Here is a 16,008-nt window from a genome sequence, read left to right as displayed (position 1 = left end):
GCGTTCGGACGATCTTTTTAATCAAGCGCTACACGGATTTCTGTCGGCCAGAAATTTCAGCAGCGCATCTGTAACAAACTGCGGATTCTCCAGACTGGAAATATGCCCCGCCTCCGGCACCAGCACATACGGGCAACCGATCAACTCGGCCATCTCTTGGGTTTCCGATGGCGGCCGAGGTTTGTCCTGGTCGCCACACATCAACAGCGTGGTTTCAGGGTTCAGCTGAGCCAGGCGCGGCAACAAATCATCACGACTAAACGTGATCCGCCCCATCGGCACGATGCTTTCACGCAGCCGGTTGACTGGCAATGCAGCCAGCCTGGCGCGGAAATCCTGATACAAAGCCGACTGCGGATCGATGCCCGGACGGAAGAAGATCGGCACAATAATGTCGAGCAGTTGCGACGAGATCTCACCGCTGTCTTCGATCTGTTTGAACAGCGAGAAGTAATACTGACGAGTCGGTTCCGGTTCGACACCAACGTAAGTATCCATCAGCACCAGCCCGTTGAGCCGCTGCGGCGCCGACAGTGCCAGGCGAACGCCCCACATGCCACCGACCGAAAGACCGACCAGCGTGACGCGATCGATGTCCAGATGATCGAGCAATGCCAGTGCCTGACGCGCCACGTCATCCAGCGACGTCATGCCCTCGGGCATCCGCCCGGACTCGCCATGGCCCCAGAGGTCCAGGGCAATGACCCGATAGTGCTGCGACAGCACCGCAATCTGCGGCGCCCACATGGCCTGGTCCCACAGGTAGCTCCCGGCCAGCAATACCGCCGGACCTGTGCCTTGATCTATGTAGTGAAGCGCTTGTCCATCAACCGTTACGAAGGGCATCGACTGTCTCCCTGGTGAAAGAGGATCCATTAAAAAACCACGGGAAGCCTGAGCCGCGTGGGCTCGGCAGTCAACCCGGGTTAAAGCCCCTCCAGCTCCGCCATCAGGTCATTCAACCGATCCACCTTCTCCTCGGTGATGTCGCTCACCGCCAACCCGTCGATGTACTCGGCCAACTCCGCCACCGTGCTGCACTCGAACATCGCCCGCAGTGGTACGTTGCGTTGCAGGGCTTTTTGTACCCGCGAGGCAATTTGCGTGGCCAACAGCGAATGCCCACCCAGCTCGAAGAAGTTGTCACGCACGCCAACCTTCTCGACCTTCAACACTTCGGCCCAGATATCCGCCAAGGTCTGCTCCAGCTGATTGCCCGGCGCCTGATAGTCCTGGCTCTGCAACTGGCCGATCTCCAGTGCTGGCAAGGCCTTGCGATCGAGTTTGCCGTTGGCGTTGAGCGGCAGCTTGTCGAGCCACAACCAGTGCAGCGGCACCATGTATTCCGGCAACTCGGCACGCAGGCGCTGCTTGATCCGCTCCAGTCGTTCGTTCGGATTGAGCGCCGAATCCGCTGCCACCAGATAGCCGACCAGATGCTTGCCGTTGACGCCCTCCTGCACCCCGACCGCCGCGTCGCGAACTTCCGGCTGCTCATGCAGACGCGCTTCGATTTCACCCAGCTCGATACGGTACCCGCGAATCTTCACTTGATGATCGATACGTCCGACGTATTCCAGCACGCCATCACTGCGCCGACGGGCCAAGTCGCCGGTGCGATACAGACGATCCCCAGGCGCACCGAATGGGTTCGGCACAAACACCTGTGCCGTGCGCGCCGGATCGCTCACATAACCGCGCCCGACCCCGGCGCCGGCCACGCACAATTCCCCCACTGCCCCCAACGGCACCAGCTCCAGCGCGCCATCGAGCAGGTACAAACGGTTGTTGTCGGTCGGCGTACCGATCGGCAAATAGCTGCCACGGGTCGAAGCCAGGTCGACCCGGAAGAACGCCACATCGTCCGAGCATTCCGCCGGGCCATAAGCGTTCACCAGCCCCATCTGCGGGTAACGCAGCAACCATTGATGCGCCAGTTCCGGCGGCATCGCTTCACCGGTCGGCAACATCCAGCGCAGGCCATCGAGGCTCATGCAGTCCTGGGCGAGCATGCCCTGAATCAGCGACGGCACGCTTTCCAGCACGCTAATGCCCTGGCTCTGGACGTGGGCCAGCAAGCCTTGGGGATCATGGGCGATGCTGTTCGGCACGATGTCCACCCGAGCACCGAACAACAGCGCCGCGAGGAACTGCCAGACCGAAATATCGAAGCTTTGCGAAGCGGTCTGGGCGATCACATCGGCGTCGCTCAGCTTCAGGTACGGCACCTTGCTCAACTGGTTATTGAGCATGCCGCGCTGCTCGACCATCACGCCCTTCGGCAGGCCTGTGGAGCCCGAGGTGTAGATCACGTAGGCGAGGTTGTCCGGGCCACTGTAGATACCCGGATTGGCCACCGAAACGTCGCTCGCCTGCACGTCTTCCCAGACCAGCAATCGAGGCCGGTTGGCACATCCGAATTCCTCCAGCAGCGTGACGGCTTGTTCACGGCACGCCTGGGTGCAGACCAGCAACGGCGTGCGGCTCAGGTCGATGATGCGGCTTAGACGTTGACTCGGAAGGCCCGGGTCCAGCGGCAGGTAACCGGCACCGGCCTTGAAGCTGCCGATAATCATGCCCAGCAGATCGAGATTACGCTCGGCGAGCAGCGCCACCGGTTGATCGAGGCCGACGCCTGCAGCGATCAAGGCATGGCCGAGACGGTTGCTGCGCTGGTTCAGCTCAACATAGCTGTGTTGCTGATCGAGACAACTGGCGGCAATTCGCTGCGGATGCCGGGCAACCTGCGCTTCGAACAGTGAGACATAGCTCTGCTCCAGCGGATAGTCGTGTTGGCTCTGGTTGCAGCCATGGATCAGGAAGTCCTGTTCCTCGGCGCCCAACAGCGGCAAATCGGCCATGTCACCGTGGAAGCCCTCGACCAGCGCCAGCAACAGGCGCTTGAACTCACCGAGCATGCGCTCGACGGTGGATTCGTCGAAGTAACGCTGGTCGTAGGACAAGTGCAAGCCCAGGTCATCCCCCGGATAGCAGACCGCCGTCAACGGGAAGTTGGTGTGGGTGCGGCCCGAATCCGAAGTGGCATTGAGGCTTTGCGCACGGTCCAGCACCGAGACTTCCACCGGGGCGTTTTCGAACACGAACAGGCTGTCGAACAGTGGCTGGCCTTTAGGCAACTCGCTGTTTTCCTGAATGCTCACCAGCGGCAGGTACTCGTATTCGCGCAGTTGCATGTTGCTGTCGAGCAAACCGCTGAGCCACTGACGAACGCTGCAGCGCTGATCGTCCTCGGGCATTTTCACCCGCAGGGCGATGCTGTTGATGAACAGCCCAACGGTGCGCTGCATCTCTGGCATCTCCACCGGCCGCCCGGCCACCGTGACGCCGAACAGCACGTCGCGATCGCCGCTCAAGCGACGCAGCACCAGCGCCCACGCCGCCTGGGCGAAGGTGTTGACGGTCAGCTGATGGGCCTGGGCCAGTTCGCGCAATTGCGCGCCGTCCCGGGCATCAAGCCTCGTGTAACGGTCGCCGACGATCATGCCGCCGCTGTCGCCGGCATGTTCACGCAGGAACGGCCGGTCGCTCGGAATCGGCGTGGTGCGCTCGAAACCTTGCAGGTTCTGCCGCCACCACTGCCGCGCCTCGGCCAGGCTCTGGCGTTGCAGCCAGCCGATGTAATCGCGATAACGCGGCGGCACGGCCAGTTGCGCTTGCCGGCCTTCGCCGAGGGCGGTGTAGATCTCGAAGAAGTCGTTCATCAGCAGCGAACGGCACCAGGCATCGATGAGGATGTGGTGGTTGCTCATCATGAACCAGTAGCGCGCCGCGCCGACGCGGATCAAACGCAGATGGAACGGTGCCTGGTTGAGCAGATCGAACCCGGCCTCGCGCTCGCTTTTCAGCAGCGCCTGCAGCTTTGGTTCTTGCTCGGTTTCGGCAACCGCGCTCCAGTCCAGATACTCGATCGGCGTGCTGCCGGGTTTATGGATCACTTGCAGCATGTCTTCGCCGACGTTCCAGCAGAACGACGCGCGCAAGGCTTCGTGACGGGCGATCACCGCTTGCCAGGCCTGGGCGAAACGCTCCGGGTCGAGCTCGCTGTTGATGCGGTAGCGGTCCTGCATGTAGTAGAGGCCGGTGCCCGGTTCGAGCAAGGTGTGCAGCAACATGCCTTCCTGCATCGGGGTCAGCGGGTAGACGTCTTCGATCATCGCTGCCGGAACCGGCAACGCGTCGAGTTGCGGCTGAGTCAGTTTGGCCAACGGGAAGTCCGACGGCGTCAGGCCGCCCGCGTGGTCGCTCAGGCAGTGCTGGATCAGGCTGTGCAATTCATCCAGATACGCCTGCGCCAGGTCGGTGATGGTTTGTCGGTCGTGGCGTTCGGCGCTGAAAGTCCAGCGCAGCACCAGTTCACCACCGTACACCTGACTGTCGATGCTCAGTTCGTTGGGCAGCGGCGCATGCGGATCATGGGCCGCACCCACCGGCTCATCGAGCGGACGGAACAGCGCATCGCTGCCGAAGTTCTGGTCGAACTGGCCAAGGTAGTTGAAGGTGATCGGCGCCACCGGCAGCGCGGCCATGGTCTGTCGGCACAGGCCATCGGCCAGGTAGCGCAGCACGCCATACCCCAGGCCTTTATGCGGCACCGCGCGCAGTTGCTCCTTGATCGCCTTGATCGATGCACCCTGCCCGTTCGCAGGTGTGAGGCGTAGCGGATACGCGCTGGTGAACCAGCCGACAGTGTGGGTCAGGTCGATTTCGTCGAATAGGGTTTCGCGACCGTGGCCTTCGAGTTGAATCAATGCCGACGCATGACCGCTCCAGCGGCACAACACACGGGCCAACGCTGTCAGCAGTAAATCGTTGACTTGGGTGCGATAAGCCGCCGGTGCCTGTTGCAACAGTTGGCGGGTGTGCTCGCTGTCGAGGCGCACGCTGACGGTTTGCGCGTGACGATTCTGCTGCCCGCCCCGAGGCCGATCACACGGCAATTCAGCGCTTGGGCCAGCCAGTTGCGACTGCCACCAGAGCAATTCTTCCCGCAGGGATTCGCTGCCGGCGTAAGCCTGCAACCGTGCGGCCCAGTCCCTGAAGGCACTGGTTTTCGCCGGCAGTTTTACTGACTGCTCTGCGTCCAGTTGACGATAAACCGTTTGCAGATCGTCCAGCAGCACCCGCCACGACACCCCATCCACCACCAAGTGGTGAATGGCAATGAACAACCGTTGTTGTCCCTCGGGATCATCGACCAGCAGCGCCCGCAGCAGCGGCCCTTGTTCAAGGTCGAGGCTGCGCTGGGCTTCGGCGAACAGCGCCGCGCATGTGTCCATCGTCGGCACCTGCACTTGCCACAGCACGGCAGCGTCGGAAACTGCCTGATGCTCGGCCTGCCAATGACCGGCGACTTCGGTGAAGCGCAGGCGCAAGGCATCGTGCTGTTCGATCACTGCCAGCAGCGCTTGCTCCAGGCGATGCGGCTCCAGCGCCACGGTCGGCGCCAGCAGCAACGCCTGGTTCCAGTGTTGACGCTGCGGGATTTCGGTGTCGAAGAACCAATGCTGAATGGGCGTCATACGCGATTCACCCGTGAGCAAACCTTGCTCGGCGGTGAACTGCTCGGTGCGGGTCGCCACCGCAGCCAACGTCTGTACGGTCTGGTGCTGGAACAGGTCGCGCGGGCTGAAGTGAATACCCTGCTGCCGCGCCCGGCTGACCACCTGGATCGACAGGATCGAATCGCCGCCCAGTTCGAAGAAGTTGTCGTTAAGGCCGACCTGCCGCACGTTCAACACTTCGCACCAGATGCCGGCCAGGGTCAGTTCAAGTTCGTTGCTCGGCGCCACGTATTGCTGACGATTCAACTCCTGGTCCGGTGCAGGCAGTGCGCGGCGGTCGAGTTTGCCGTTGGCGGTCAGCGGCATCCTGGCCAGCAGGATCAAGTGCGTCGGCACCATGTAATCCGGCAACTGAGATTTGAGGTGCGCCTTCAACGCTTCGCGCAGTGCAGTTTGTTGCGCTTCATCCTGCTCGGCCACGTTTGTAACCAGATAGCCCACCAGTTGCTTGCCGCTCGGCGCATCGAGCGCCAGCACGACCGCTTCACGGATCGACTCATGTTCCAGCAGACGGGTTTCGATCTCGCCCAGTTCGATGCGAAAACCACGGATCTTCACTTGATGGTCGATACGGCCGAGGTACTCGACCAGGCCATCGGCGCGCTGACGGACAAGGTCGCCGGTGCGGTACAAGCGTCCGCCGTTCGCGGCAAAAGGATCAGCGACAAAGCGTTCGGCGGTCATCCCCGGACGTTGGTGATAACCCTGCGCCAGACCGGCGCCGCCGACATACAACTCGCCGGTCGCGCCTTGCGGCAACAACGCCAGATCGGCGTCGAGAATGTACGCCACCCGAGCGCCGATCACGCTGCCAATCGGCACACTGCCCAGCCCTTCTTCCAATTGCTCGGGGGCCAGGCTGGCGAGCGGCATGACCACAGTTTCGGTCGGGCCGTACGCGTTGAAAAACAGGCTCGGTTTGAACGCCGCGCGAATCCGCTGCAAGTGTTCGCCAGTCAGGGCTTCGCCACCGGTGATGCACAAGCGCACCGGCAGGGTTTCGCCCTGGGTCGCCAGCCATTGCGCCAACTGGCTGCCGTAGCTTGGGGTGAAGCCGAGGATGTTGATGTGGTGGCGACGAATCAGCCCGCAGATTTCCTGCGCGTCCCACTGGCCTTGAGCGCGAAGGACCACCTGCGCACCGCTCAATAGCGGCACCAGCAGACGCTCGGTCGCGGCATCGAAGTTGATTGAATAAAAATGCAGCTCGCAATCATCCGGGCGCATGCCGAAACGCTCGATCACCGCGCGGCAATGCATGGCGATTTCACCGTGGGACACCACCACGCCTTTCGGTTTTCCGGTGGAGCCCGAGGTGTAAATCAGGTACGCCTGATGCTGCGGCATACTGATAAACGGCAGCTCGCTGGCCGGGTAATTGGCCAGGTCCGCGGCATCGTCTTCCAGGCACCAACGACCGACGCTGGCCGGCAATTCACCGAGTGCCGCGAACATCGCCGCATCGCTGAGCAACAAACCGATGCCACTGTCTTCGATCATGTAGTGCAGGCGATCCAGCGGGTATTCCGGGTCCAGGGGCACATAGGCGCCGCCCGCCTTGAGGATTGCCAGCAAGCCGATGACCATCTCCAGCGAACGTTCCAACGCCAAGCCGACCCGCACGTGCGGCCCGACACCGCGCTCACGGAGCATCCAGGCCAGACGATTGGCGCGGCTATCGAGCTCGGCGTAGCTCAGGGTTTGCCCGGCGAACGTCAGCGCCGGCGCGTCCTTGCGTACCAGCGCCTGCTCAGCGAACAGCTGATGGATGCATTGATCGAGGCGATGCTCACCCGGCTCGATGCCGAGGTTGTCGAGCAGGTTTTGCTGCTCAGTGGCGTCGAGCAACGGCAGTTCACTCAAGCGCTGTTGCGGATCGGCCAGCAACGCTTCCAGCAGATTGCGCCAGTGCCCGGCCATGCGCGCAATGCGCGGCTCATCGAACAGATCGGTGCTGTAAGTCAGGCAGCAACCGAGGCGATGGTCGAGGTCGGTGACTTCCAGGTTGAGGTCGAACTTGGTCGCTCGCGCATCGTTGGCCAGGTACTCGACGGTCATCCCGGCCAGGTTGCGACTCTGCTGGAACTCCCAGCGCTGCACGTTGCACATCACCTGGAACAGCGGGTTGTAAGCGGCGCTGCGCGGTGGCTGCAAGGCTTCGACCAAGTGATCGAACGGCAGGTCCTGATGGGACTGGCCTTCGATCACCGTGTGGCGAACCTGCTCGAACAACTCGCCCACGGACATCTGCCCGTCGAGCTGGCAACGCAGCACTTGGGTGTTGAGGAACGCGCCGATCAGCCCTTCGCTTTCCGGACGAATGCGGTTGGCCACCGGCGCACCGATGCGCAGGTCGGTCTGGCCGCTGTAGCGGTAAAGCAGCACGGCCAGGGCGACGGTCATGGTCATGAACAGGGTCAGGCCGTTGTCTGCGTTGAAGGCACGAACCCGCGCCGCGAGGTCATCGCTGAGGTCGAAGCGAAACAGTTCGCCCTGATGACTTTGCACCGGCGGACGCGGACGATCGGCGGGCAACTCCAGCAGAGGATGTTCGCGGCCCAGTTGCGCGGTCCAGTAATCGAGCTGGCGCTGACGTTCGCCGGATTCCAGCCACTGACGCTGCCACACGCTGTAATCCAGGTACTGCACCGGCAAGGGTTGCAGCGGTGATTCGCGGTCATCGACGAACGCTTCGTAGAGCGCGCTGAGTTCCCGGGCGAAGATGTCCATCGCCCAGCCTTCGGTGACGATGTGGTGCAGGGTCAGCACCAGGTAATGTTCCTGCTCGGCGGTCTTGACCAGGCAGGCGCGCAGCAACGGTCCGGTTTCCAGATCGAAAGGCGTGTGCGCCTCGCTGTCGGCCAGTTGCTGGACTCGCTGCTCACGGGTATCGGCCGCCAGCGCGGAGAAATCCTTCCAGTCCATGCGCAGGCCGGTGTCCGGATGCACCTGTTGCCGGGCCACGCCGTCGATGCTCGGGAACGTCGTGCGCAGGGTTTCGTGACGCATGACCAGCGCTTGCAGCGCCGCTTCGAAACGCCCGACATCCAGCACGCCGCGCAAGCGCGCCATGCCGCCGACGTTGTAGGCCGGGCTGTCCGGTTCCATCTGCCACAAGAACCACATGCGTTGCTGGGAATAGGACAACGGCACCGGTTGGCGGCGGTCGACCTTCTCGATCAGTGGCTGCCGGTTGGTTTTGCCGCTGGCCTGGATCAAGCGAACCTGTTCGGCAAACGCGCCCAGCTCACTGGCCTCGAACAGCGCTCGCAACGGCAACTCGACGTCGCAGGCCTGACGGGTACGGGAGATGATTTGCGTGGCCAGCAGCGAGTGGCCGCCAAGGGCGAAGAAGTCGTCGCGCAGACCGATCTGCGTCTGGCCCAGCACTTCACGCCAGATGCCGGCGATTTGTTGCTCAAGCGCCGTGACCGGTTCGACGTGCTCGCGGACGTGCCACTGAGGTTCCGGCAAGGCGCGGCGATCGAGTTTGCCGCTCGGGCTCAAGGGCATTTGGTCCAGACGCATCAGTTGCGCCGGCACCATGTATTCCGGCAACTCAGCGGCCAGCACGGCTTTCAGGCGTGCGGCTTGAGTGTCGAGGTCTTCAGTGGAATCAGTGGCGGTGTAGTAACCGATCAACTGCCCGCCGACCGCCGTTTCGCGCACCAGCACCACCGCTTGGGCGACGCCGGATTGTGCCAACAGCCGCGCTTCGATCTCTTGCGGCTCGACACGAAAGCCACGCAGTTTGACCTGCTGATCGAGACGACCGAGGTATTCGATTACGCCATCAGCGGTCCAGCGCGCACGGTCGCCGGTGCGGTACAGACGCGCACCCTGCTCACCCAGTGGATCGACCACGAAACGCTCAGCGGTCAGCCCCGCACGGCCCAAATAACCTCGGGCCAAACCGATACCGCTGATGCACAGTTCACCCGGCACGCCGGCCGGCACCGGGTTGAGGTCACTATCGAGCACCCGGCACAGCACGTTGCCCAATGGCCGGCCAATCGGCGAGCGCTCGCCATCGGCGGTTGTGCAGTGCCAGTGGGTGACGTTGATCGCGGTTTCGGTGGGGCCGTAGCGGTTGTGCAGTTGCACCGCCGGCAGTTGCGTCAGCACGCGGTTGCGCAGTTCGACGGGCAAGGCTTCGCCGCCGGAAAACACCCGGCGCAGGCTGGTGCATTCGGCGGTCAGCGGTTCGTCGATGAACAGCGAAAGCAGCGGCGGCACAAAGTGCAGCGTGGTCACGCCGTATTGCTGAACCAGTTGTGCGATGCGGTGTGGATCGCGGTGTTCGCCGGGACCGGCGATCAGCAAGCGGCACCCGGTAATCAACGGCCAGAAACACTCCCACACCGACACGTCAAAACTGATCGGGGCTTTTTGCATCAGCACGTCGGTATCGTTCAGGCGATAAGTGTTCTGCATCCATTGCAGACGTTCAGCGAGCGCTGCGTGAGTGTTGCCAACGCCCTTGGGCTGGCCGGTGGAACCAGAGGTATAAATCACGTAGGCCAGGTTGTCGCCGTGCAGGTGCAGACCCGGTGCATGGCTTGGCCAGTTCTCCAGGTGCAGGGCATCCATGGCAATCACGCAGACGCCATCAGTGGCCGGCAAGCGGTCGAGCAATTCGGTTTGGGTCAGCAACAACTCGACGCCACTGTCGCTGAGCATGTAGGCCAGGCGCTCAGCCGGGTAATCCGGGTCCAGCGGCACATAAGCGCCGCCGGCCTTGATGATCGCCAGCAAACCGATCAGCAACTGCGGCGAACGTTCGGCGGCGATCGCCACGCACACGTCCGGGCCGACGCCTTTGTCGCGCAGGTAATGCGCCAGGCGGTTGGCCTGAGTATGCAGTTCGGCGAAGTCCAGGCTGCCGCCGTCCCACAGCAACGCGGTGCGCTCCGGGGTCTGGCGTACTTGTTCGTTGAGCAGTTCCGGCAACCACTGCTGTGCCGGGTTGCAGGGGGCAACGCTCCAGTCATTTTGCTGAGTGTGTTCGGCGGTAGTCAGTAGTTGCAGGTCACCGATCGCTTGTTGCGGGCGTTCACAGATGGCTCGCAGCAGGTTGCTGAAGTGCTCGGCCAGACGCTCGATGGTCGCCGCGTCGAACAGTTCACTGGCGTAGTCGAACGACAGGCTCAAGCGTCCGTTGCGGTCTTCTTCGCTGTGCAGTTGCAGGTCGAACTTGGCTTCGCGGCTGTGCCACGGCAGCTCTTCGGCGAGCAGCCCCGGCAGACGACGCAGAGCGCCGAGATCCCGTTGTTGATGGTTGAACATGACCTGGAACAGACCTTGTTCGCGGGCCTGCGGGAAAGCTTCGAGCAGTTGTTCGAACGGCAGGTCCTGATGCGCTTGCGCCCCCAATGAGGCTTGCCGGGTTTGCGCCAGCAACTCCACGAATGGCAGTCGCGAGTCCACTTCGGCACGCAACACTTGGGTGTTGATGAAGAAGCCGATCAGCCCTTGGGTTTCCAGGCGTGGACGGTTGGCATTCGGCACGCCGATGCGGATGTCACGCTGACCACTGTAGCGATGCAACAGGCTCTGGAACGCTGCGAGCAACAGCATGAACGGTGTCGATTCATGGGCCTGGGCGGTCTGGCGAATGGCGTTGCTCAGGCTCGCGTCCAATCGCAGCGTGTGGCGGGCGGCGCTGTGGGTGTGTTGTGCCGAACGTGGGTGGTCGGTGGCCAGGCTCAGGGTCGGATGCTCATCACCCAACTGCTCTTTCCAGTAAGCGAGTTGCCGTTCGCCCTCCCCTTGCGCCAGCCACTGGCGCTGCCAACTGCCGTAGTCGGCGTATTGGGTCGGCAAGGCCGGGAGGCTGGCGGCCTGGCCTTGAGAGGCCGCCGCATACAGGCGCGAGAATTCGTCGATCAGCACGTTCAGCGACCAGCCGTCGGCGATGATGTGGTGCATCGTCACCAGCAGTTGATGATCCTCATCATCGAGGCGCACCAGGGTCACCCACAGCAGCGGGCCGTTCTCCAGGTCGAACCGGGTGCGGGCTTCGTCCTCGCGGATTTGTTGCGCGCGGACTTCACGCTCGGCGGCCGGCACATCGTTGATGTCGATCACTCGAAGATTGAACTCACCGGCAGCATCGACCCGTTGCAGGGCCACACCGTCGCGCTCGAAAAACCGCGTGCGCAGGGATTCGTGACGTTCGATCAGTTGCTGGAAACTGGCGCGCAAGGCGTCTTCGTCCAGTTCGCCGCGCAGGCGCAAGGCGCCGGGAATGTTGTAGGCGCTGCTCTGCGGGTCGAGTTGCCAGGTGATCCACAAACGGTTTTGCGCCAGGGATTGCGGCATGGCTTCGTTGCGCGACAGCTGAGTGATCGCGCCTTGGGCGAGGCCGCCATCCTGTAGTTGCCGGGCGACGGCGGCGGCGAACGCGCCGAGGGTTGGCGCTTCGAACAGCAGACGCAGATTCAGCTCCAGAGCCAACGCTTCACGCAGGCGAGCAACCACTTGAGTGGCGGCGATGGAGTTGCCGCCGAGCAGGAAGAAGTGATCGTCGGCGTTGACTTGCTTGACCTGCAATTGCTCGCACCAGATCTGGCCGATCAGGGTTTGCAGTTCGGAACCCGACTCGCTGCTGCCTTCACTTTCGTTCGCTGCCGACGGGAAAACCGCATAGCTGTCGAGGCTGCCATCGGCCAGGCGATTGCGGCAGGCCGAACGTTGCAACTTGCCGCTGGAAGTCTTAGGCAGTGCCCCCGGATTGAGCAGCACCACCACGCTCGGCGCCTCCTGATACGCCTCGGCCACCGCTTGGCGAATGGCTTTGATCAGCGCCTCGGACGACAGGATTTTCTGCACGCTGCGGCTGATTTCCGCGGCAATGCCGATGCCTTCCTGACCCTCGAGATTGACCGCGAACGCGGCCACACGCCCCTTGCGCACCACCTCCACTTCGCGCTCGATGGTCTGCTCGATGTCCTGCGGATAGAGGTTGTGACCACGAACGATCAGCATGTCTTTCAGGCGCCCGGTGATGAACAGTTCACCGTCACGCAAAAAGCCCAGGTCGCCGGTGCGCAGCCAGGTGCGGCCCGCGTGCTGGACGAAGGTCTTGGCCGTGGCTTCAGGGTTGCGCCAGTAGCCATGGGCGATGCTCGGCCCGGCGGCCCAGACTTCACCGACCGCGTTGTCGGCGAGTTCTTCGAACGATACCGAATCGACAATCAGCACCGCATGATCCGGCTGGCTGATGCCGCAACTCATGACCGGACTGCCGTCGCCCGGTTCGGCGCGGTTTTGCGCCAAGGCCTGATCGTCCACGCGCAACGCCGGAATGCCCTGACCGCGCGGAGTGCCGGCAACGAACAGCGTGGCTTCCGCGAGACCGTAAGAGGCCATGAAGCTGTCCGACGTAAAACCACAGGCCGAGAACTTCTCGGCGAAGCGTTCCAGGGTGTCGAGGCGAATCGGTTCGGAACCGGAATACGCCACGCGCCAGCCGCTCAAATCAATGCGCTCCAGAGCCGATTCGCTGACGCGCTCGCTGCACAGTCGATAGGCGAAGTCCGGCCCGCCGCTGATGGTGCCGCCGTACTCGCTGATCGCTTCCAGCCAGCGCAACGGGCGACCGAGGAAGTACGCCGGCGACATCAACACGCACGGCACACCACTGAAAATCGGCTGCAGCAGACCACCGATCAGGCCCATGTCGTGGTACAGCGGTAGCCAGCTGACGATCACGTCATCAGGATTGAGGTCGATGCCAAAGCCGTGACGAATCAATCGTTCGTTGGCCACCAGGTTGCCGTGGCTGACTTGCACACCTTTAGGCAAAGCGGTGGAGCCGGAGGTGTATTGCAGGAAAGCGATGTGCTCGCCTTGCAGGTCCGGCGCAACCCAGCATTCAGCCAGGGCGTTGTCGAGGGTGTCGACACATAGCAGCGGCGGCGCCCCGTTGATTTGCAGCAAGGCGTCGCGCAGGTCGGCGCTGGTCAACAGCAGACGCGGCTCGGCATCGCTGATGATCGACAGCAGGCGTTCCTGATGATGACGACGGGTCGATTCCGGCGGATAGGCCGGCACCGCGATCACCCCGGCGTACAGGCAACCAAAGAACGCCGCGACGTAATCCGGGCCACTGGGAAACAACAGCACCGCGCGATCGCCGAACGACGCCTGGGCCTGCAACGCGCCGGCAATGGTTCGCGCCCGTTGGTCCAGCTCACGATAACTGAGCACCACAGCCTGATCCTGGGTTTCGGCGAGAAAACGCAAGGCCACCCGGTCCGGCGTCAGGGCCGCGCGGCGCTGGAGGGCTTGGACCAGTGTGCTGGGGAGTTCGAACGCGTCGGTCATGAGGTTTCCTGCCTGAATTCGGCTTGCAAGTGGAATCGGTTTTCGTACGTCACGCCCGTTCATGGGCATGCAGGACGCGGTCTTCGCCGACCGCGCAAGGCTTGGGAATGCTGTTTTGGCCGGGGTTTGCGCCCGCAGCCATTCACCAATGAGAACGGATGAGGTCTTGGAATAATTAGTCGCCGGGCTTGAGCGCCGGCAGGCTTGTGGCCGGTGGGTGAGTCAGCGTGTCGCCGTTCTCACTGCGCACCTTCATGGAGCATTAATTCTCTTTCTCAATTGACAATCATTATCATTCAACATAATTTGTCGCTCGATATGTAGGACGGCTCCGACCCCCTTGTCGTCCCACAACCCTATTTGCAGCAAGGTGATTTCCAATGACGGAACAAGTATCCACAAGCAGGTGCGATTCACCGCTACTTCAGGCCTTCGTCGACAACCGAATGATTCTGGTCAAGATTGCCGCCCGTATTACCGGCTGCCGATCCCGCGCCGAAGACGTGGTGCAGGATGCGTTCTTCCGGTTGCAATCGGCACCGCAGATCACCTCGTCCATCAAGGCACAGCTCAGTTACCTGTTCCAGATCGTGCGCAACCTGGCGATCGATCACTACCGCAAGCAGGCGCTGGAGCAGAAGTATTCGGGCCCGGAAGAAGAAGGCCTGAACGTGGTGATCCAGGGCGCTTCGCCGGAAACCTCGCATATGAATTTCTCGACCCTGGAAAACATTGCCGATGCACTGACGGAGCTGCCCAGCCGCACCCGTTACGCCTTCGAGATGTACCGCCTGCACGGCGTGCCGCAAAAAGACATCGCCAAGGAACTGGGCGTCTCGCCGACCCTGGTGAACTTCATGATTCGTGATGCGCTGGTGCATTGCCGCAAAGTGTCGGGCAATCGTGCCGATACCTTCGCACGTCGCTAAAAGCTTCGCGGGCAAGCCTCGCTCCACAGGGAATATTGCCTGTCACTGTAGGAGCGAGCGGTGCGGCGATCCGACTTGCCCGCGAAGACTGACTCAAGCCAACGAACACCGATCAAAAAACCGCTCACGCCCCAGCATCATCAGCGCCGCGCGCTTGTGCGGGAAGTCGAACTCTTTCTCGCAGTGAAAACACTGATTATGCAGATGCCCGATCATCTTCGCGTTGTCGGCGCGAGGTTCGGCGACCACCCTTTGAGTGCGCGGATCATCGAGAAACAGGTAGTGCACCAGCGCCGATAACCAACTCGCCACTTTGTGCGGGCCACGGTGATTTTCCTCACCCACCAGCATATGAATGCCACGGTCGTAATCGGCGACATCATAGAACGGCGCAATGCGATCTTCCTTGGCCCAGTAGGCTTCAAAGTAGGCAAACGGCTGATCATCGAAGCAACCGATCAGGGTCAAGGTGTGCGGGTCGGCTTCGAGCTTGCTCAGGTATTCCCGATGCTTCTCGAGGCTGCCCTCCTCCTGCCAGAAACTCGCGACCCGCGGGCTGTTCTGCCAGCGGTTGAAACGCACCAGATCCTGCTCGATTTCTAGTGTACGCAGGGAAACCCATGCACCGAGCCGCGCATCAAAGCGTCGATAAACCTCACCACGGGGTTTCACCGCACGCTGGGGGTGGCGCTTGCCGTCACTGATGACCATCTGCTGTGGATAGCTACCGGTCAACGACTCACCCAGCCAAGGCTGAGGCAATTGCCAGAACAGTGTGCGTTCACAGCGATATTGACCGTTGACGTCGGTCGCGATCAGCAATCCGCTGAGCAAGGCTTCGGTGGGCACTTGATCGAGGTGCCAGGTCAGACGCTGACACTGCGCATCACGGGCAAACAGCCAATAACAGGCCGCCCAGAATGCTTGACCGTCAGGACGGCCAAAGCGCTCCTCCAGCCGCAAATGCAACTCGGGCTCGCGGGTCAGCCGCAGTTCGATCAGCGGCTGCCCTTCCAGGCTGAGGCTCAGGCGACTTGTGGTTTCATCGGCTACAAGACGGTTGCCTGACGGCAAGGCCAGGGCGGTCAGGTCATTCAGATTGGACATGGATCGGGCTCACGGTAATCGTCGACAGTTAACTGAGGTGACGTGAGCCAGGCAGGGAAATT

Annotated in this window: 4 protein-coding genes; 1 reads left to right on the top strand and 3 read right to left on the bottom strand. The window is 62.2% G+C overall.

Features of this window, described 5'->3' with window-relative positions; genetic code table 11:
- Window positions 1-21 precede the first annotated feature (21 nt).
- Both JUI81_RS15450 and JUI81_RS15445 read right to left on the bottom strand, forming a co-directional pair.
- Window positions 22-846 carry an alpha/beta fold hydrolase gene (locus tag JUI81_RS15450; protein WP_028939033.1) on the bottom strand — a complete coding sequence of 275 codons (825 nt, stop codon included), beginning with the start codon at window positions 844-846 and terminating at the stop codon, window positions 22-24.
- A gap of 80 nt (window positions 847-926) precedes the next feature.
- Window positions 927-13,910: a non-ribosomal peptide synthetase gene (locus JUI81_RS15445; RefSeq protein ID WP_204124612.1), complete on the bottom strand. Its 12,984-nt coding sequence runs from the start codon at window positions 13,908-13,910 to the stop codon at window positions 927-929.
- Between the two features lie 380 nt (window positions 13,911-14,290).
- Between JUI81_RS15445 and JUI81_RS15440 the strand changes: the two genes are divergently transcribed.
- Complete coding sequence (locus tag JUI81_RS15440; RefSeq protein ID WP_026286708.1) at window positions 14,291-14,839, top strand: RNA polymerase factor sigma-70; 549 nt, start codon at window positions 14,291-14,293, stop codon at window positions 14,837-14,839.
- 93 nt (window positions 14,840-14,932) lie between these two features.
- On the opposite strand, the gene JUI81_RS15435 is transcribed toward JUI81_RS15440, so the two are convergent.
- Window positions 14,933-15,946: a GNAT family N-acetyltransferase gene (locus JUI81_RS15435; protein ID WP_019582496.1), complete on the bottom strand. Its 1,014-nt coding sequence runs from the start codon at window positions 15,944-15,946 to the stop codon at window positions 14,933-14,935.
- Between the last annotated feature and the right edge of the window lie 62 nt (window positions 15,947-16,008).

It is taken from the genome of Pseudomonas sp. 008, assembly GCF_016861935.1.
In the GTDB taxonomy this organism is placed as follows: domain Bacteria; phylum Pseudomonadota; class Gammaproteobacteria; order Pseudomonadales; family Pseudomonadaceae; genus Aquipseudomonas.
Note: the sequence above shows the minus strand (reverse complement) of the source record. Positions and strands in the feature narration are given on the sequence as shown.

Bases quoted from the DNA above. Each gene is read 5' to 3' on its own strand.
- JUI81_RS15445 (WP_204124612.1), bottom strand. From the start codon at position 13,910: ATGACCGACGCGTTCGAACTCCCCAGCACACTGGTCCAAGCCCTCCAG.
- JUI81_RS15450 (WP_028939033.1), bottom strand. From the start codon at position 846: ATGCCCTTCGTAACGGTTGATGGACAAGCGCTTCACTACATAGATCAA.
- JUI81_RS15435 (WP_019582496.1), bottom strand. From the start codon at position 15,946: ATGTCCAATCTGAATGACCTGACCGCCCTGGCCTTGCCGTCAGGCAAC.
- JUI81_RS15440 (WP_026286708.1), top strand. From the start codon at position 14,291: ATGACGGAACAAGTATCCACAAGCAGGTGCGATTCACCGCTACTTCAG.